Here is a 17,964-nt window from a genome sequence, read left to right as displayed (position 1 = left end):
TCTGCGGCCGCTAGCTCCCTGCGGCCAAAACCACGTTGATCTGATCGCGGATCTCATCTCCGACCTGCTCGTCCGTGAGACCGCTATTGGCGGAGGAGCTCATGCTGACGAACATGATCGCCGAGATGACCCTGGCAATTTTCGCTGGGTCCCGGGCCGTCAATTGCTCATCCCGCCGCAACACCTCTGCGATGGCAGCTTCCGTGCGAATAGTCAGGGCAAGTGCCTCAGCGTGATGCGGTTCGCTGGGATCGCCGAAGACGATCTCTTTCAGGTAGGTCCGGCCGTTCTCGATCTGGACCCGGTTGCATTTAATAATGGGTCGAATGATCGCCATGATCCCGTCAAGGACAGCTTCTTCCTGTTCCGCGGCGGCGACGCCCGAGTTGAGCGCTTCAGCGTATTTGACGTTGTGGACAAGGAGAAGCAGCTCCGCCTTCGTCCTGGCGTACAAGAACAAGGTTCCCGATCCGACGTCGGCCTTTTCAGCCACTTGCTGGGTGGTGACCTCGTCTACGCCGTACTGGGTGAAGAGCTCGCGGGCCGCAGCGGTGATGCGGTCAAGTTTCTCCTGCTTATTCCGCTCGCGTCGGCCAAGGGTCTGGGGCACAGCCTGCATTCAAATACCGTATCAGCGGTTGCTGGATCATCGGCCCAGGAATTCGAGGGCGACGGGCACGAACTCCTGGTGGTACTGGAAGATGCCGCCATGCCCTGAATCCGGGTAGATGACCAGTTCACTGCCCGGAATCCGGAGGTGCATATCGTCGGAGAGTCGGGACGGAACCATGCGGTCGTTGTCGCCGTTGGCGATGAGGGTCGGCTGGGTGATCGCGCCCAGGTTGGCCGGTTCCGTGCGGCCCCACTTCTTGATGGCCTTCAGCTGCGTCTGAAAGGCTTTGGTCTTGATGGGTGCGTCCCGGTTGGCGGTGCGCTCGTTGAGTCGCTGGATAAATGCCCTCGCGGCGGGCTTGCCTGCAGCATTGCGGTTGAAGAACAGGAATTCCTTGGGGTCCTGCCGGGTCAGTGTTGCTCGCAGGACGTCGTAGTAGGTTACGCGGGCCACCTTGTCGATGTCCTTCCCACCTGCAGGACCAGTGCCGGCAAGAACAAGCTTGCGCACCAGCTCCGGGTATTTGAGCACCAAAGCTTGGGCAATCATGCCCCCGAGCGAGAATCCAAAGAGGTCGACTTTCTGATGCCCGAGCGCCTTGATGAAGGTCGCGGCGTCTTCCGCCATCTCCTCTATGGTGCCCGGAACGTTGCCGGTTGTGGCACCGACACCGCGGTTGCTGAAGGTGATCACGTGGTGCTTCCGGGCGATGGGGTCGATGATGCGCGGATCCCAGTTGTCCATCGTGGCAGCGAGGTGGACCAGGAAGACGACGGGAATTCCACCCTTCGGGCCCAGCTCACGGTAACTGTAGGTGACGCCGCCGGCCGTAACAGTGCTGACCGGTGCGTCCTTGTAGGCGGTGATGACATTGCTCATGATGTTTGTTCCTGACTAGTGGATTTACTTAGTGCCTGACGACTGTTTTGCCACGGACGCCGCCCTTGTCCAGCTCCGCAAGGACGTCCGGCGTCTGGTCAAACGGAACTACGCGGCCCACCACGGGGCGGATTTCCCCGGCGTCGATCAGCGCGGCAATCTCGCGCAGCTGGCTGCCGTTGGCGCTCATGAAGAGGAACTCGTAGGTAACGCCGAGACGACGGGCCTTACGCCGGATGCCGGCACTAATGAGCGCGACAGCGCCCTTCATCACGGCGTTTGCTCCGAGCTCCTGGGCAAAGCCGGGATCCGGCGGGCCTGAGATGCCGATGGCCTTACCGCCCGGTTTGAGGACCTTCAGCGACCGCTCCAGATTCTCACCGCCGAGGCTATCCAGAACGAGATCGTAGCCATGGAGGATTTCCGCGAAGTCCTCCGTCCGGTAATCAATGACGACGTCGGCCCCGAGCTCGCGGACAAAGTCCGCGTTTGCGGCGCTGACCGTTGTAGCAACGGTGGCCCCAAGGTACTTGGCCAGCTGGATCGCGATGGAGCCCACTCCCCCGGCCCCCGCATGGACCAGGACCTTCTGGCCCGGGCCAACTTTGCCGCGTTCAACGAGCGCCTGCCAGGCGGTCAAGGCCACCAGTGGAAGGGATCCCGCCTCGTCCATACTGATCGACGCCGGTTTGATGGCAAGGTCCGTCTCGGCCACAGCGATCCGTTCGGCAAAGGTGCCGATGCGATCCTTGTCCGGGCGGGCGAACACCTCATCGCCCGGCTTGAAGGACCGGACTTTCGCACCAACACTGACCACCACGCCGGCGAGGTCATTGCCTAGGATCAGGGGCAGCCTGTACGGGAGAACTTGCTTGAACTCCCCCTGGCGGATCTTCTCGTCCAACTGGTTCAGACCGGCTGCCTTCACCTGGACCAGCACGTCATGCTCCCCAACCAACGGCTCCGGAACGTCAACTTCCTGCAGGGGTTCTTTGTACTTTTTGAGGACGAAGGCTCTCATGGGGGGTGCTCCTGACTAAATAACTGAGTTGACTCAATTCTGAGCTTACTCAGTTCTTAAGTCAAGAGAAGGCCGAGACCCCTAAACAGCCCAGCAAAAGGCACGAAAAAAGGAGACACGTTGTGTCTCCTCACTTTCAATCTATACGGCACTGGGGGGCTTGCCGCAAGGCCCAGGGGTTGCTGCAAAATTGAGAGCCGACGCCGGGAGTACGCGCTGTTTCAGACGCGCGGTTCCGGCGTCATCAGCCCAGAAAGGAGCTGACAACGTGCCCCTCACAACCAGCGCGTTCAACCTTCCCGAGCACCTCGCACCCAAAGCAGATCCAGCCCTGATCGCTGCCGATGAGCAGCATTTCGCAGCCATCGCTGAAAGCCTTGAGCAGACCATCTCCGAGCTATCCGATCAGCTCGATGCCATACGCAAAGCCCCAAGCCGCTTCGGCCAGGAGGCCGTGGAGAAGGACGTTGAAACCCGTCGGCTGACCGGTCGGCTGCGTGCACTGCGTCGTTTCGGCCTGGACCTTTGCCTTGGCCGGATCGTCAGCAAGGACAACGCGGAGCCCCTTTACATTGGACGACTCGGCCTCACGGACAGTGACGGCCGCAGGCTGCTGATCGATTGGCGTTCGCCCGCCGCCGAGCCTTTCTTTGGAGCCACCCACGCCAACCCGATGGGTCTGGCGGCCCGCCGTCGTTATCGCTGGACCCGTGGCCGGGTTACTGACTACTGGGACGAGGCGTTCACGGAAGACCCGGCCTCGGCGGAATTGCCCGGCGGCACCGCTGCGCTTGAGGACCTTTCAGCCTTCATCGCCAGCCTGGGCAGCAGCCGCTCGGCACGGATGCGGGACGTGCTCGGCACTATCCAGGCGGACCAGGACGCCATCATCCGCGCATCTTCCCGGGGTGCTTTGGTGGTCGACGGCGGTCCCGGTACAGGTAAGACTGTGGTCGCTTTGCACCGCGCGGCCTATCTCCTCTACTCGGACCCCCGGCTCGGTCACCGCAGGGGCGGCGTCCTGTTCGTCGGCCCCCACCGGCCCTTCCTGGCGTACGTTGCCGATGTCCTTCCCAGCCTTGGTGAGGAGGGCGTGCAGACCTGCACCCTGCGCGACCTCGTGCCTGAGGGAGCCGATGCTGCCCTTGAAGCCGACGACGAAGTTGCCCGTCTGAAATCCTCGGCGGACCTGGTGAAGGCGATCGAGCCGGCCGTGAGGTTCTACGAGTCACCGCCGAAGGAGGGCCTGGAAGTCGAGACGCCCTGGGCCGACGTCTGGCTCAGCGCAGACGACTGGGCCGAGGCCTTCGACGTGCCAGCACCAGGCACTCCCCACAATGAGGCGCGCGAGGAAGTCTGGGAGGAACTGCTCACCATTTTGGTGGACAAGTTCGATACGGACGAGGTTCCGGAGGACTTGCTTCGGCGGTCCTTCGCCCGGAATCCGGATCTGGTGGAAGCGTTCAGCCGGGCGTGGCCGCTGCTTCATTACACGGATCTCGTGGCCGATCTTTGGCGGGTGCCGGCGTACCTGCGTCTGTGCGCCCCTTGGCTCAGTACTGAGGACGCGGGAAGGCTTCAGCGGGCCGATCCGAACGCCTGGACTGTGTCGGACTTGCCCCTCTTGGACGCAGCCCGGCAACGGCTGGGCGATCCTGAAGCATCCAAACGAAGGCGTCGACAGAAGGCCGAGGCCGCCGCCGAACGTGAACTCATGGATCGCGTTGTGGAAGACCTCGTAGCCGCTGACGATTCCGAAATGCTGGTCATGTCCATGCTGCGCGGCGAGGACATGCAGGAGAAGCTCATGGACGAGTCAGTATTGATCGTGGACCCGGACCAGCTCGCCGGCCCGTTCGCCCATGTGGTGGTGGACGAGGCCCAGGAACTGACCGACGCCCAGTGGCAGATGCTCCTGCAACGCTGCCCGTCCCGGAGCTTCACCATTGTCGGTGACCGCGCGCAGGCCAGGCACGGATTCACTGAGTCCTGGCAGGAACGCCTGGAGCGCGTCGGGTTGACCAACGTGAACCTGACGCATCTCAGCATCAACTACCGCACGCCCGAGGAAGTCATGGCCGAGGCCGAACCTGTCATCAAGGCCGCCCTACCCGACGCCAACGTCCCCACATCCATCCGAAGCAGCGACCTCCCTGTCATCCACGGATCCGCTGCAGAGCTGGACTCGATCCTCACCACATGGCTTGATGCGCACGCCGAAGGAATCGCTTGCGTCATCAGCAAGAACGACGTCGGACGCGGCTCGCTCCCAGCGTCGGCGCGCCTGCGTTGGCTGGCGCCGGAACTAGTGAAGGGACTGGAGTTCGACCTCGTGGTCCTGATCGATCCAGAGGATTTCGGCACAGGCATCGAAGGAGCCGTAGACCGCTACGTCGCGATGACCAGGGCCACCCAGCAGCTGATCATTCTCACCACTGCCGGGTCGGCCCTGACCAATCATTGAGGAACGCGCCAATCGCTGAGGAACGCGAGCTACATTCCAGGGATTTCCTGCGCCTCGTGGACTTCGATCTCACAGCCACCGGGCATGTTCAGGTGCGGGTGGACTTTGGCGAGCTCGACTGCGGCGTCGAGGTTGTCGGCTTCGAGGATGCTGTAGCCGGCCACTTCACGCTTGCTGGGCGACGTGCTGCCGTCGGAGGCCACGCGGACTCCGTTGGCCAGCGGCGTGCCGAAGTCCACCAGGCGATCGCCCACCTTGGCACCCCACGCATTCCACTCCCCCATGACGGCTGCCATGTCATCCGGTGACGGCGGGGCTGCCTCTGCGGGGGTCATCGGTGCGTGGTAGATGAAAACATACTTGGACATGATGGTCCTTCTTTCCTGCTGTTTGTTTTGGGGTTAAGGAGGTTTACAGGGTGACTGTGCGGCCGGTGAAGGCTACGAGCCGTTCCAGGCTGCTGGCTGTCTCCGCCGTCGGCTGCTCTGGCGCGAAGCTGCCGCCGGAGCGGACCTGCTCGGAGATGGTCTGCCGGGCAAGTTCCGTCACGTAATCGCTGACGACGTCGGACACCTCCACTTGCTGTCCCGTCGCCTTGGCGAAGTCCCAGGCGTGGACGAGCAGTTCGAGGTTCAGGATCCCGGCGACCGTGGTTGCCGGCAATTCGGCGAACTTCATGTCTACGGTTCCCTCAAGACCGCGCTTGCTGAAGGCTTCCAGCGCGGGCTGGGCCAATTCAGCGATCCGCACCTCGGGCGACGCGTCCGCGCGGTCCACGGGTGCTGCACCGAGCGCACGGCCGATGCCCTTCAGCGATCCGGCCAAGTGGTCCAGCAACTCGCTGACGTTGAACTCCTCGCAGGGCGTAGCTTTCGCTGTGTCCCCGGGAGTGACGTTGCGAAGCACGCCAAGGAGGATCGCCAAGGACGCATCAGCTGAGCTCAGCTGGTTGATGGGATCAGGTGCCCATGCCCAGTCGTCGCGGCCAGCGCCGTCCTTCGATGAAGCCTCAACCAGCAGACGATCCAGGTAGTGGTTCCAGCCCATCGCATGGGCTGTCTCCTGCTCCTCGGTGAGCCCTTCATGCAGCAACCGCAGGGACGTTCCGTCGGCATCCGGTTCCAAGGTGATGCTGATGGTGGAGGCACCCGGAGGCAGATCGCCCCCGCCTTCCCAGCCCCACGTGAAGACGACGCGCTTGCCCGGTTCGATTTCCTGGAACGTTCCGGCGGCATGGTGGCCGGGGGTAACGGTCCAGCGGAAATCCCCACCGATCCTGAGGTCAACGCGGGCTGCGACCGTTTGCCAGCGCCGCAGTCGCTCGGGCTGGGTGATGAGGGCGAAGGCCTCGTCGGCTGTGACCGGCAGGTGGATGGTTTTTTCGAAACTCATGTGCGTCCTCGCCTTTGGAAGTTACTAGTGGTCTGGGTGTTGCTGATGCTGGTGCCCCCGCCGTTGGGCAAGAGCGGCAGCATCGGAAGCCAGCAGGTCCAGTTCGTTGGTCCAGAACTGGGAAACAAGATCACGGAGCCGGCCCATCCCCTGGGGATCGAGCCTGTAGTACCGGTTTCTCCCTTCCTTGCGGGCCATCACCAGGCCCGCTTTCTCCAACAACAACAGGTGCTGTGAAACCGCGGACCGGCTGACCTCGAAATGAGCCGCCAAATCACTGACCGCCTTCTCGCTGCCCGCCAGGAGATGAAGCAGCCGACGCCGATTGGGCTCGGCAGCTATCTCCAGGGCATCCAACACAAATAATACGTTAGTGGCCGCTAACGTATTAAGCAAGGCATGTGGCTAGTGCCTTCCCCGGGGCAGCTCCCGCTTGCGGGAGCTGCGATGCCGCGGCCCCCTTCCACGCCGTCCTCGTTGCAACAAGGCAGAGAGTGGCAACGCCAAACGGGAAACGACCACTGCGGCGAGAGCCACCAGGGTCACAAGAATGGCAACGGTGACCAGCAGCAGCCACAATTCGGGCGCTGGCGAGCCACTGGGAATTTCCGGGGTATTTTCGAGTCCAAGCATCTACTTCTCCTGCAATCCGGGGCGTAACTATTGCAGTGGTGAGTACGAGTGAATGCCGGAACGTGTCGCGGAAGGCCCGATTCTTTGGGTCAGTTGTTTTATCGCGTGTCCGCGGTGGGCTTCCGCCACATCACGGCGAGCACCAACACCAGCACGTTCAGGCCCAGCATCACCAGGACCATGAGTCCCCAGTTCGCTTGATTCACACCCGAGCCATACAGAACGCCGATCAGCACGGTTGCAGTGATCGCGCCAAGGTACCGGCAGGTCTGGAAGATCCCGGCCGCTACACCTCGTTCTTCCGGGCGGGCAGAAACGTAGAGCCCCTGGTTCGAGGCCGTGCTCACCATCCCATAGGGAATGCCCATCAGTGCGGTCAGCACGAACACCAAAGGTGCCCACAGAGACAACGTCAGCGCGCCAAGCCCCACCGCGGCAACAGTCAGAATCAGCACACCGGTGATCAGGACGGAACGCACGCCGAAACGCTCCATCAGCCGCACCGTCAGTGGCGTCACCACAACCGACAACGCCGCAAGGGGCAGCATGAGCAGGCCTACTACACCGGCGTCGTAATGACCTGCCTCCTGCAGCAATTGCGGCAGTCCGAAGAAGGCAAAGTAGTAGACGCCGCTGAACACCACGAACAGCAAGTACACCAGCAACAGTGGCCGGTTCCTGCCCAGCAGGCGGAGGTCAAGGAACGGCGGGCGGAAGCGCAGCTCGCGCCAGGCGAAAAGCGCGCCGATCACAGTCGCAGCGGCCAAGAGCCACCAACGGTAGGCCGGCATCACGTTCAGTAACGCCATCATCGCGAGCATGAGTGACGTGACGAATGCGAGGATGCCGGGGATGTCGGAGTCGCGGATCAGAGCCGACAGCCTGCCCGTTTCCCGTCCGGAGTCGGCCGGCGCAGCCTTGTGCACCACAATGAGGGCAACCAGCGCGATTGGCACATTGATAGCGAACAGCGCCTGCCAACCGACCAAACTCACCAACAATCCGCCGACCACCGGACCCACAGCAGCGGCCGACGTGTTTGCCATCTGGATCCGGCCCAGCGGCCGCGTGGACGGTAAGTTAGCGAGCTTACTCAGTTCGGTGACCATCACGACGGCCGAGGGATAGGCCGTCGCGGTCCCTACCGCCATCAGCGCGCGGGCCACACACACCAAAGCGAAGTTGGGAAGGAACGGCGCGATGGCGCAGGTGACGGCGACCAGAGCCATGCCGAAAGTGAACAAGCGGCGGGGGCCGAAGCGGTCAGCGAGCCTGCCCATGAGCGGCTGGCCGGCCGCGGAAGCGAGGTAGAACGACGTGATCACCCAGGTAACGGTGGCGACGTCCAGCGCGAAATCCTGCCGCAGCACTACCAGCGCGACCGCGATCATCGACGAGTTCAGCGGGTTCAGCGCCGTCCCAAGGCTCAGCGCAGCAATGGCGAGGCCGGGCCGGGGTCTATTCGTCGTCACCCACCCAAGTCTGCTCCATAGTTGCTTCGGGTTACGAAACACGTTCGCGGGGCGGACAGAGAAGACCGTCTGAGGGCAACCAGTATGGCGGCTGCACTCACGTCAATGCAGGCTCTGGTGCCATGGAACCGTCGGGAGTAGCGTTCTTTCCAAGAAAATCTGCGTCTGACTGGGCTCGAGACAAATTGGCGACGCGGAGGAGCGGAGCAATCATGAAGCACGGGACACGCGCCGCCAAGGAAACTGCGATCTCCACAGCCGGAATCACCGTTGCGATTCTGGTCACCATCCTGCTTTCATCCTGTGCACCAGCAGCCACACCGGACCAAAAACATGCATTGGTCGGAACATGGGCTTCCACAGTCACGAAGGAAGATGCCCTACGGGTGGTTCCCGATTTCAAGCAGGAATTCTTGTGTGACAACACTGGGACGTTCAGCTGGGAATTCAAGGAAGATGGCAAATTCGCGATTGATCAGAAGCCCCTGCCAGACTGCCCGGCACCCGCGAATGCGCATGTTGAAGACACGTGGTCCACTGATGGCAATCGAATGACAATTGCGAAGGGTCAGCCGGCCCAAGAGATATATGAGTGGGCCGTCGAAGGCAAGATGCTTGTGTTGAAACACGTTTCCGGAGACTGCGTCCCGTGCAAGGCAGTCAATACAGCCAATCCGTGGACGCGGGTGGGGTGAAACACCACCCCCAAACTCGTCGTCCCCCTACTCCTCGAAGTGCGTCGTAATCCTCCCCGAGGACACGGCAGCGATGATCGATTGGGCCAAATGCCGCAGCTTGATGTTCCGATTGCTGGAGGCAGTCCGCAGGATGGTGAAGGCCTCTTCCTGGCTGCAGTGGTTCTGCGCCATGATCGCACCCACCGCGAGGTCGATCACCGTGCGAGACTGCATCGCAGCTGCAAGGTCATTCCGCGCATCGCTCAGTTGCGCGATCTTCAAGGCGAGCCGCAGTGACTTCGAAGCGTGCGATGCGAATACTTCGGCGCGTTCCACATCATCGTCACTGAATGCATTGGTCCGCTCTGAGTAGAGGTTCAGGGCAGCGCGGGTATCCCCCTCGACCAGCAGCGGCACGCTCAGGATGGAGCGAAGCCCCTGATGGGAGGCGGCCTGAACATACTCCGGCCAACGGTGTTCGCGAAGAAGATCCGGGACCAATACGGAGGTCAGCTTGTCCATGGCCGTAAGACAAGGGCCTTCGAAGGTGTTTTGGAGTTCGTCCATGACGCGGGCACGGTCATCACTGCTTGCGGCCGTGGCCGACTTCTTGCGACGAAGGACTGTAATGCCGCAATAAACAGGAGACTTGCGGTGAGAGAGGCTCTCTGCCGAGAAAGAAGCGAGATCGCCGAGAAAAGCCTCGACGTCTTCACTGCCCAGGACCAGATCCAGAAAATATCCGTTCTGGAGAGCTTCCTGCTCGGGGCGGGGGTTGACCATGTGGCACGTTCCTACTGACTGAAAAGCGTCCCCAGCAGACAGCAAAGGAGCGAATATTGCCGCCCTCTGCAAAACGGTCTGAAGACACCATATCGCCCAACGTTCAACGGTACAAAGTGCGGCACGACATGCGCTGACCTGCAGATACATGAATCAAACCGGGGCCCACTTTGTCAATCCGGGCAGGGTGTCACATCGAACAGAAAGTAAGTAGGCTTACTTTATTATTCGAGTCCGGCCACCGGACCCATTCGTGCAAAGGAGAATTCTGATGGGCGTTGAAGACAGCATCCGTAAAGCCGCCGAAAACGCGATGGAAGACCTGGCCGGCACGTCCGATCCCGTTGACAAAGGGCAGGTTCCGGAGCCAAACGAGAAGGACGACGACATCCATGTCCACTCCTCCATCAGCGAAGGTTCCAACGCAATGGACTCGGACACGCCTGAAGAGCAGGCGCAGGGAACGTCGGGCCGCTCGTTCGCTGTGGCTGGCGACGGCGAGGCCCACGAGGAACCCTCGGCCCGCACTGCCGGAGTAACAGACAGCGACATGAACCAGGACCGGGAAGGCGACCGCGACGTACCCGCCGCATCCGGCGACGTCCCCGGACCCGCAGGCCTGCCTGATGGAACCCCGGACGAACTCCGGGCAGACCCGTCCGAGGGTGACCAGGACCCATCGACGAGCATGGGCCGGGGCTGAGACGAAAGCACCACGCCCGGGACGTCAACGACCAATCGCCGTGTGGGCACCTACTCCCGCCTGGCCGACTTGCTACTCCCGCCTGGCCGACTTGCCCGCCAAAAGGTCGTCGGCACGTCTGGCTATAAGGTCAGGCAAGTGTTGGATTGCTTGCGGTGCAGGAACCCCGGCCTGCGCGAGAGCCTTCACGGTTTCCTCGATGACTCCACGCGCAACGTCCATATCCAGACCCCAGGCTGCAGCTTCCCGCCGCAGGTGATCAAGCGTGATGTAGTTGAGCCGCGCCTGCCCCGCGATGGAGTGACCGGCGTTCGAGCTACGCGCGTACAGCAACAAGGTGGGCGCCGCGTCGTACACGGGCGCTAGAGTAACTTCACCTGATTCGCCAATGAGGATGGAATAGTTCTTTGAGTGCGCTTCGCCGTTGCCAATGAGGACGTTGAAGGTAACCACTTTCAGCAAATCAGTCATGAAAACCTCAGGACTTCTTGAGTGAAATGCCGCCACTTCGACAACCTTGGTCAAGCGCGAAGGCGCGGTGGTCGATTGGTCATACTTCGCCGCCGAGGAGAGGCCTAACAACTGGGTAAAGTCCTCCTGGTGAATTCGGACGCTTTCGGCCGTACGGTCATACCGCTCAACAATCAATGCATCCCGACTTCCGAAATGCTGGATCCATGTTTTTGCTGATGCCAATCCAGCAGTACTGGCCAGCTCCAGCGCCCAGTGCTCTGCGGCAAGGAGATGTGGAATGGGGGAATCCAGGGGGTCCGGCTTTATGATGTGGGTTGAGCCCGCTCCATTGGCTGGCCAACACCACTTGTCACCTTGCCGAGTTAGCAGAACCTTGGACTGAACACCTCCCAGCGATGTTGAGATGGCAAAGTCGTCCGGTAGGTCCCAGGTGGGAAGGGACTCAACGGCGGCTACGACTTCCGCGTCCGACATTTCGAGCAGCCCGCCAACGCCCGAGGGATCCACCCCTTCCGGCAGTACTTGGACCGCTCCAGCGCAGTCGGCACCCACCTTCGCCAAGAGCGCCTTAATGTCAGTGGTGGAAGACTTTGCCATGGACGCAAGATGCGCCCGGACCTGACCTTCGGGCAGCAGTCCGTCGAAGAAGTTGTAGACCTCAGGCCCCACCATCGCTTCCCGCCGGAGTGGTAGGGACAGGGAGAGTAGTGCCGCCCCCGCGCCGTACTCGGCGACAACCTCAGGAAGATACTCCAGTTTGGGCCGCATCGATGTGCCCGTCAGCCAGGCGATGTGTCGCCCATGGAGCCAAACCGCCAGACGCTTCCCTGCATTCACCTCTTCACGTCCAGTCTTGCGAAGCGTGGAATTAAAGCAACGTCCCGCATTAGCGTTCGCACGGCGGCCATGGCCGTCTCCAAGGAGACATTCTCGCCCTGCTCCAGGCGCACAATTGTGTGCCGACTGGCCTTGATGGCCGTGGCCAGCTCACCCTGGGTCAATCCGCGTTCTTGACGGGCACCACGGATAGCCGCTCCAAAGGACTTGGCATCAATAGCTCGAAAGAAGGGCGTCTCCTCAGAATGTTGCATATATTCACCATATCGGCCCTTTCAAGAAATGTTGATGATAATGAACATTTACTGATGAGCGGTCTGTTGTTCAATATCTGGGACATAGTCGTGCCCCCAGGCCGCTCTCCCGAGGCAGGGCTTTGAAACCGAAAACAGACGTTAGGGCTACTTGCCCGGACGTGGGGCCGCGGTGGAACCCCGCACCACAAGCTCCGTTCCGAGCTCGATCCGCTGCGGCAACTCCTCGTCGCCTTCAAGATGCCGAAGCAGCGCCCGCATAGCCGTCTCAGCCATCTGCACCACGGGCTGCCCATGCAAGACGGCCGCCCGGGATTCAAAGAAGGTCAGAAAGCGAAGACGCTGTCCCCGTCAAGCGATCCGTGCGTCCGTGTCAGGGTCTTGCCGCGCGCCGAGCATTCCAGCGATTCTGCCTTCGAGGGCAGCAACGGTCGCCTCCGGAAGGACGATCAGGCCATCGAGTTCCTTGCGCGCACGCTTGTACGCCGTTTGACGTTCTGCCGGGGTAGCTGCGGAGTCTTCTGCAATACGCAGCAGCTTCCGCGCCGTTGCCAGTCTTTGACGTTCCGGGCCAGTGAAGTTGCTGTCCTTGATGCGCCTGGCTTCGCGTTCGGCCACATCGAAAGCGAGTTCGAAGCTGTGGACGGCGGCCCGATACTCAGCCAGCCGAGCCGGCGTCGTTATGTCCTTTGCCGCGGCTGGCCGCAGTCCGTCCGCTTCCTTTTTGGCTCGGAGGAATGCGACAGTCAGAGGTTCGCGGACGTCAGTCATCAGCGGGTAGTCGATGAGCTTCCCAACGTCCAGCTCGTAGTCCAACCATTTATGGTTCACGGCATCGTGAGTTGCCATCAACGAGACAACCTCGGCCTGGTTGGCTTGCTCGTGCACCGCAAGCTGGTTCTTCAGCTTGTACAACTCCACCTTGCGGCGATGGCGCTCTTCGCTGGCTTTGGACCATGACCTTGCCCACCCGCCGGCCATCCCGCCGATAGGGAAAATGAGCCACCAGTAACTGCCCAGGAAGTCGAAGAGGGGTTCCACAGATTCATCCTCCCACTTCCGAGCCAACCTCGTCCGTGCGCTCAGACAGAGTCAAAGCTACGCGAGCATGAGAGATTCTTATGCTCAGGCCGTTTATTGATAAGTCAGCTTCATCACTAGGTAGGCTCCTTCTGACCACTTTTTCCTTTGGAAGGACACACATTGCCAATCACGAATGACCACAACGACGTGGCATCCGGCACCCCATCCACTCAGCCCCTCAACGTCGTCGTTGCGGGATCCACCAGTGCCGCGGGTCAAGCCGTGGTCGGCTCGCTGGTTGCTGCTGGAGCCCGTGTGGCCGCCGTGGATCTTGACGCTGCCCGCCTTGAAGTACTCGCGGCCTCCCACGAAGGTGTGGTGCCGTACACCTGCAACCTTTCGGACCCCGAATCGGTAGAGGCCCTGGCAGGTTCCGTCAGGAGTGAGTTCGGATCCGTGGATGGTCTTATCCACCTTGTGGGCGGATGGCGTGGCGGCGAAGGAATCGTTGGCCAAAAGGACGCGGACTGGGACGTCCTGCACACCAGCATCATGACGACCCTCCGCAACACCTCGCGCGCGTTCTACTCCGATTTGGAAGCATCGCCGCGTGGACGCCTGGCCATTGTTTCGGCTGTCGCTGCGGCAAAGCCCACAGCGTCGGGCGCCAGCTATGCCGCAATTAAGGCCGCCTCCGAAGCATGGGTTCTCGGTGTCGCAGACGGCTTCGAGGCAGCCCAGTCCGGCCACAAGACTGAACCCAAAGAACAGACGTCGGCCGCAGTGGTGTTCGTGGTCAAGGCGCTCCTTGACGATGCCATGAAGGCAGCTGCTCCGCACCGCAAGTTTCCGGGCTACACCCACGTCAACGAGCTAGGCGACCATGTCTCTGCTCTCTTCGCAGCGCCGGCTTCCCACCTCAACGGCGCCCGTCAGCACCTGAGCTAAGTCCCGCCGTCGTACCCTGTCGCTAGCATGGCCGTATGGACCAGCGACTGCACTTCATCACGTTTGCCACCGCGGATCTCGACCGTGCCCGTTCGTTCTACAAGGACGGGCTCGGTTGGGATCCGCTCATGGACGTGCCTAGGGAGATTATCTTCTTCCAGGTTGGACCGGGGTTGGTGCTCGGGTTATTCGATGCGGAAAAGTTCGACCAGGACCTGGCCGGCAGCGCCCAACACGACGGTGTCAGCGGCGTAACGCTCTCGCACAACGTCGATTCCGCAGCCGAAGTTTCCAGCACCATCGAGCAACTGGTATCTGCCGGCGCAACCCTGCTGAAGCCTGCCCAGTCCAGCGCTTTCGGGGGCATTTTCCACGGCCACGTCAAGGATCCGAACGGCATCATCTGGGAAATCGCGCACAACCCGGGCTGGAGAATCGACGACGACGGCACGGTGGTTTTCGGATGAGCGTCTTCCCGCCGACCTTCGCTGACGACGTCATCAAACACGACGCCCGGGCCGTACCAAACCCTTCGCCTCGGGCCCTGAAACGAGCGAAATATTGCGGCATATCCTGCCCATGAGCCTTCGAGGACGAGCTTGATGACTACCCCAGCTGAGCGCCTAATTGCCCTGCTATCGAAAATGAACGACCGCGAGCTGACGGCCAATTTCAACGAAGTCGACCGGCAATTCGAGATTGTCTTTACCGATGACCGTGGAAGCTCCAGGCCTTTCAGGATGCCGATTCAGCCGGATGAGCTGTGGGATCGCATTCAACTGCCCGAGTCGGATAGGGATGCTTTGTGGCCGGACGTCTCTGTTGAGGAAGCGTCCTTGAGGTTGTTTAGCATCCACTTGCTGGAGGCAGTCATGACGGCCAAAGAGGGGGCCGACGTGCTCGTGAAGGAGCCGGGTGGGATCCGCGCGGTTCACGGGGATAGCAAGACCGAACCATAGTGACGGTCGTTAAGTTCACTACCCCAGCACCGGATGCAGATGCTCACTCTCAATCGCGACGCGGGCTTGAACCGCCCCCGCCTCGAGGGCATCAAAAACCGGTGCGCCGCGCAGGGTCGCAGCGAGGAAGCCGGCCATGAACGCATCGCCGGCGCCGTTCGTATCCACCACGTTCGCGGGAACGGCTGGAATCTCATGTTGAGTACCGTCAGCTTCCAAGGCGACAGCACCTTCTGCACCGAGAGTACACACGGCCAACCGGGGCCCGCGTGCAAGGCAGGAATGCATCAGCGCCCAGGGATCATCTGTCCTGTCGTCATTCATGAACACCACCCCGGCCGCACTCAGGAACGGCTCATGGAACGCCGAGGTTCCGTCGTAATCATGAAGGTCCACCCATAAAGGCGTCTGGTGAACCTCTTCGCGCTCCAGCAGCAGCACCCCAAATTCACTGAGGTCAATAACGGCAAGATCAGCTGCAGCCACGGCGACGGCCGCCGTCGCGAGATCCTCCTCGGCGGGGGTGGAAGGCACCGAGACGTAGAGCGATACCCGGCTGCCGTCGTCGGTCATGAGGTTGACGTGGCGCTCAGTGCGCTCGGAGGCAATCTTTTCTACCGTGACGCCGGCGGTGGTGAGTGCGCGGAGGACCCGCCCGCCGTCGTCGTCCGCTCCAAGTGGGGAGCACAACCGCACGCCGATGCCCAGGTCCGCAAGGTGCACCGCTTTCCCCGCCGACGTTCCGCCGACTGTCTCCCAGGCGCGTCGCGCGAACTGCATGTGCGGGACGGGCTCGGGGAGGTGATCCAGGAGGATGAGCTGGTTCCACGAGGCCGGGCCGCAGACGGCAACGCTCGGAGTAGCAGGCATGCGACTATCCAAGCACGGTCCAGGACCCTGTCCGCGGAAACAAGACGGCAAGTCCAAAACCGTTGACACGTGACTAAATGGTCACCTATTCTGAACCCATGGACGCCGTGTTCAAGGCACTGGCAGACCCCACCCGGCGGGAACTGCTCGACGAACTCTTCCGGGAGGACGGGCAATCCGCCTCCGCACTCGGAGCCCGGTTCGAGATGACCCGCTTCGGCATCGCCAAGCACCTCAAACTGTTGGAGGATGCCGGACTGGTGGTCACGCGCCGCCGAGGACGTGAAAAGCTGCATTTCCTGAACCCCGTCCCCATCAGGCTCATCCATGACCGCTGGGTGAGCAAATACGCAGAACCATGGGCCGCTGCACTCAGCGACCTCAAATCCAGATTGGAAAGTCCCATGGAAAAGATCTTCGAGATTTACATCAAGACCACGCCGGAACGGCTCTGGGAAGCCATCACCAACAGCGAAATCCGCAGCAAGTACCAGTTCGGGAACACGTTCACGGCTGACTGGACTCCCGGCGGCCGGTTTGAAATGCGGAACGTCAAAGCGGAGGAGCCCCTGGGCGAAGGCGAGAACATCGAGGTCGATCCCCCGCGGCGGCTGGTCCAGACGATGCAAGCGCTGTGGGGCGAGGACGTCAAAGCTGAAGGAACGTCGCGGATCACCTGGGAAATCGAACCCGTAGGCGATTCCTGCCACCTCACCGTTACCCACGATCAGCTCCGCGAAGGCGCCAACGAGCAGCTGTACGGCGGCTGGCCCATGATCCTCTCCGGGCTCAAGACGTGGCTCGAGACAGGCGAAACGCTGACAACGCCCGGCTCGCTCATGTACGCCTAGGCACGTTAAACCATGAGAACGGCTTAAACCCCGACGACGGCGGGACCTTCCCGCCGTCGTCGTCGCTACTTGTTGCCCCCGCCAGTTAGGCGACGGGAGCGGTGAGCTCCTCTTCGGAGAGCCAGGCTGCCTGCATGGTGCCCAGCAGGTGCGGGGCGAAGTCTTCGCCAATTTCCAGCACCACGCGGCAACGCGCACCACGCTGGTCGGGGAACCCGAGGTACTGTCCACGGAGGTCGCACACGGTCTGTCCGCGGCTGGGACCGTTTGTTGTGTCCACCTCCACGCGAACGGTCGGCGCCACCGTCAACTCCACTCCCCTGACGGCAATGGCAGCGGCCAGGGGATCGTGCATCGCTGAGCAAGCCCGCCCGAAGATGTCCACATAGAAGCCGAAGTAGTAGCCAAGCATTTCGCCCAGTGCCTTCGAAACGGAGTGCTCGGATGCCAGCAGCTCCTGGCGGTGGGTTTCCTCCAGGACGTTGGTCATGGTGACGTCCAGCGGAACCAGGGTCACGTTCCACTCGGCGGCGAGTACTTCGGCCGCAGCCTCGGGGTCGTTGGCGATGTTGGCTTCAGCAACGGGAGTGATGTTTCCCGGGGCCAAGGCGGCGCCGCCCATGATGGTAATTTCAGCAATGAGCTCCGGCAGCTTCGGCTCCAGCCGGAGTGCTTCGGCGATGTTGGTCAGCGGACCGATCGCCACGATACGCAGCCCCCCGGCATGCTTGTGTGCCAGCTGCACCAGCAGCTCAGCAGCAGTCGCCTCAACGGGCTCACGATCCGACGGAACCAGCTCCACCCCGCCGATTCCGTTGTCGCCATGGACGTGCGGTGCACCGCCGTGGAAGCTGCCGACCTGCGGATCATGCGCACCGATCGCCACGGGGATGTCCGGATGCCCGGCCAGTTTCAGTAGGTCCAGGGTGTTACGGGCACCACCGGCGGCGCTGATATTGCCGCTCACGGTGCCGATGCCAACGAGTTCCGCCCGCGGGGTTGCGAGCAGGTAGGCGAGGGCGAGGGCGTCGTCGATTCCCGTATCGCAGTCGAGGTAGAAGGGAGCTGCGGTGGTCTGGATCATGGTCTCTCGTTTCAGGATGATGCGGGC

At 61.8% G+C, this 17,964-nt stretch carries 22 protein-coding genes; 7 read left to right on the top strand and 15 right to left on the bottom strand.

All coding sequences use genetic code 11. The annotated features are described in order from the left end of the window. Positions 1-10: 10 nt before the first annotated feature. The 3 genes from AC6I99_RS05920 to AC6I99_RS05910 are packed head-to-tail and all read right to left on the bottom strand — an operon-like array spanning position 11 to position 2,513. The gene (locus AC6I99_RS05920; RefSeq protein ID WP_497945953.1) at positions 11-619 is read right to left on the bottom strand and encodes a TetR/AcrR family transcriptional regulator; all 609 of its coding nucleotides are present in this window, start codon (positions 617-619) and stop codon (positions 11-13) included. 27 nt (positions 620-646) lie between these two features. Continuing rightward, positions 647-1,492 (bottom strand): alpha/beta fold hydrolase, encoded by an 846-nt coding sequence (locus AC6I99_RS05915; RefSeq protein WP_497945954.1) that lies wholly within the window; start codon positions 1,490-1,492, stop codon positions 647-649. 28 nt (positions 1,493-1,520) lie between these two features. Next, the gene (locus AC6I99_RS05910; protein WP_497945956.1) at positions 1,521-2,513 is read right to left on the bottom strand and encodes an NADP-dependent oxidoreductase; all 993 of its coding nucleotides are present in this window, start codon (positions 2,511-2,513) and stop codon (positions 1,521-1,523) included. 268 nt (positions 2,514-2,781) lie between these two features. On the opposite strand from AC6I99_RS05910, the gene helR reads away from it, so the two are divergent. After that, positions 2,782-4,977, top strand: coding sequence for an RNA polymerase recycling motor ATPase HelR (helR, locus tag AC6I99_RS05905; protein ID WP_497945958.1), 2,196 nt, complete (start codon positions 2,782-2,784; stop codon positions 4,975-4,977). A gap of 29 nt (positions 4,978-5,006) precedes the next feature. Here the strand turns inward: helR and AC6I99_RS05900 are convergent, their stop codons facing one another. From AC6I99_RS05900 to AC6I99_RS05880, 5 genes are all read right to left on the bottom strand, one after another. Then, the gene (locus AC6I99_RS05900) at positions 5,007-5,345 is read right to left on the bottom strand and encodes a YciI family protein (RefSeq protein WP_224166687.1); all 339 of its coding nucleotides are present in this window, start codon (positions 5,343-5,345) and stop codon (positions 5,007-5,009) included. 43 nt (positions 5,346-5,388) lie between these two features. After that, positions 5,389-6,369, bottom strand: coding sequence for a TIGR03086 family metal-binding protein (locus AC6I99_RS05895; protein ID WP_497960621.1), 981 nt, complete (start codon positions 6,367-6,369; stop codon positions 5,389-5,391). Positions 6,370-6,393: 24 nt separating this feature from the next. Then, on the bottom strand, positions 6,394-6,729 hold the full coding sequence (locus tag AC6I99_RS05890; RefSeq protein WP_497960620.1) for an ArsR/SmtB family transcription factor: 336 nt from the start codon (positions 6,727-6,729) through the stop codon (positions 6,394-6,396). A gap of 45 nt (positions 6,730-6,774) precedes the next feature. Next, a complete protein-coding gene (locus tag AC6I99_RS05885) occupies positions 6,775-7,002 on the bottom strand; it encodes a hypothetical protein (RefSeq protein WP_497960619.1) in 228 nt (75 codons plus the stop codon). Between the two features lie 98 nt (positions 7,003-7,100). Further along, entirely contained in the window at positions 7,101-8,474 is a 1,374-nt protein-coding gene (locus AC6I99_RS05880) for an MFS transporter (protein WP_497960617.1), read from the bottom strand. A gap of 212 nt (positions 8,475-8,686) precedes the next feature. On the opposite strand from AC6I99_RS05880, the gene AC6I99_RS05875 reads away from it, so the two are divergent. Then, entirely contained in the window at positions 8,687-9,169 is a 483-nt protein-coding gene (locus AC6I99_RS05875; protein WP_224091347.1) for a hypothetical protein, read from the top strand. 27 nt (positions 9,170-9,196) lie between these two features. Here the strand turns inward: AC6I99_RS05875 and AC6I99_RS05870 are convergent, their stop codons facing one another. Beyond that, positions 9,197-9,934, bottom strand: a complete 738-nt coding sequence (locus tag AC6I99_RS05870; protein WP_224091346.1) for a GAF and ANTAR domain-containing protein — start codon at positions 9,932-9,934, stop codon at positions 9,197-9,199. A gap of 271 nt (positions 9,935-10,205) precedes the next feature. On the opposite strand from AC6I99_RS05870, the gene AC6I99_RS05865 reads away from it, so the two are divergent. Next, positions 10,206-10,637 (top strand): hypothetical protein, encoded by a 432-nt coding sequence (locus AC6I99_RS05865; RefSeq protein WP_224091345.1) that lies wholly within the window; start codon positions 10,206-10,208, stop codon positions 10,635-10,637. Positions 10,638-10,709: 72 nt separating this feature from the next. Here the strand turns inward: AC6I99_RS05865 and AC6I99_RS05860 are convergent, their stop codons facing one another. The 4 genes from AC6I99_RS05860 to AC6I99_RS05845 form a co-directional block, all read right to left on the bottom strand. Then, positions 10,710-11,948: a type II toxin-antitoxin system HipA family toxin gene (locus AC6I99_RS05860; RefSeq protein ID WP_224091344.1), complete on the bottom strand. Its 1,239-nt coding sequence runs from the start codon at positions 11,946-11,948 to the stop codon at positions 10,710-10,712. Further along, positions 11,945-12,202 carry a helix-turn-helix transcriptional regulator gene (locus tag AC6I99_RS05855; RefSeq protein ID WP_224091342.1) on the bottom strand — a complete coding sequence of 86 codons (258 nt, stop codon included), beginning with the start codon at positions 12,200-12,202 and terminating at the stop codon, positions 11,945-11,947. Before AC6I99_RS05855 ends, AC6I99_RS05860 begins: the two co-directional genes overlap by 4 nt. Before the next feature lie 147 nt (positions 12,203-12,349). After that, positions 12,350-12,478, bottom strand: a complete 129-nt coding sequence (locus tag AC6I99_RS05850; RefSeq protein WP_263433774.1) for a hypothetical protein — start codon at positions 12,476-12,478, stop codon at positions 12,350-12,352. Positions 12,479-12,553: 75 nt separating this feature from the next. Then, on the bottom strand, positions 12,554-13,243 hold the full coding sequence (locus tag AC6I99_RS05845) for a hypothetical protein (RefSeq protein WP_224091340.1): 690 nt from the start codon (positions 13,241-13,243) through the stop codon (positions 12,554-12,556). Between the two features lie 168 nt (positions 13,244-13,411). On the opposite strand from AC6I99_RS05845, the gene AC6I99_RS05840 reads away from it, so the two are divergent. From AC6I99_RS05840 to AC6I99_RS05830, 3 genes are all read left to right on the top strand, one after another. Beyond that, positions 13,412-14,173 carry an SDR family oxidoreductase gene (locus AC6I99_RS05840; RefSeq protein ID WP_497947198.1) on the top strand — a complete coding sequence of 254 codons (762 nt, stop codon included), beginning with the start codon at positions 13,412-13,414 and terminating at the stop codon, positions 14,171-14,173. Between the two features lie 35 nt (positions 14,174-14,208). Continuing rightward, positions 14,209-14,640 carry a VOC family protein gene (locus tag AC6I99_RS05835; protein ID WP_497945966.1) on the top strand — a complete coding sequence of 144 codons (432 nt, stop codon included), beginning with the start codon at positions 14,209-14,211 and terminating at the stop codon, positions 14,638-14,640. 135 nt (positions 14,641-14,775) lie between these two features. Continuing rightward, positions 14,776-15,132, top strand: a complete 357-nt coding sequence (locus AC6I99_RS05830; protein WP_497945967.1) for a hypothetical protein — start codon at positions 14,776-14,778, stop codon at positions 15,130-15,132. An 18-nt stretch (positions 15,133-15,150) separates the two neighbouring features. Here AC6I99_RS05830 and AC6I99_RS05825 read toward each other — a convergent pair whose 3' ends face one another. After that, positions 15,151-16,002: a carbohydrate kinase family protein gene (locus AC6I99_RS05825; protein ID WP_497960615.1), complete on the bottom strand. Its 852-nt coding sequence runs from the start codon at positions 16,000-16,002 to the stop codon at positions 15,151-15,153. A 98-nt stretch (positions 16,003-16,100) separates the two neighbouring features. Here AC6I99_RS05825 and AC6I99_RS05820 point away from each other — a divergent pair, with 98 nt between their 5' ends. Continuing rightward, positions 16,101-16,853, top strand: coding sequence for an ArsR/SmtB family transcription factor (locus AC6I99_RS05820; RefSeq protein ID WP_224167469.1), 753 nt, complete (start codon positions 16,101-16,103; stop codon positions 16,851-16,853). Between the two features lie 85 nt (positions 16,854-16,938). Here the strand turns inward: AC6I99_RS05820 and AC6I99_RS05815 are convergent, their stop codons facing one another. Further along, the gene (locus AC6I99_RS05815) at positions 16,939-17,937 is read right to left on the bottom strand and encodes a nucleoside hydrolase (protein ID WP_497960613.1); all 999 of its coding nucleotides are present in this window, start codon (positions 17,935-17,937) and stop codon (positions 16,939-16,941) included. Between the last annotated feature and the right edge of the window lie 27 nt (positions 17,938-17,964).

It is taken from the genome of Arthrobacter sp. TmtSoilC77, from assembly GCF_059739415.1.
This window is presented reverse-complemented; position numbering and strand designations above follow the sequence as displayed.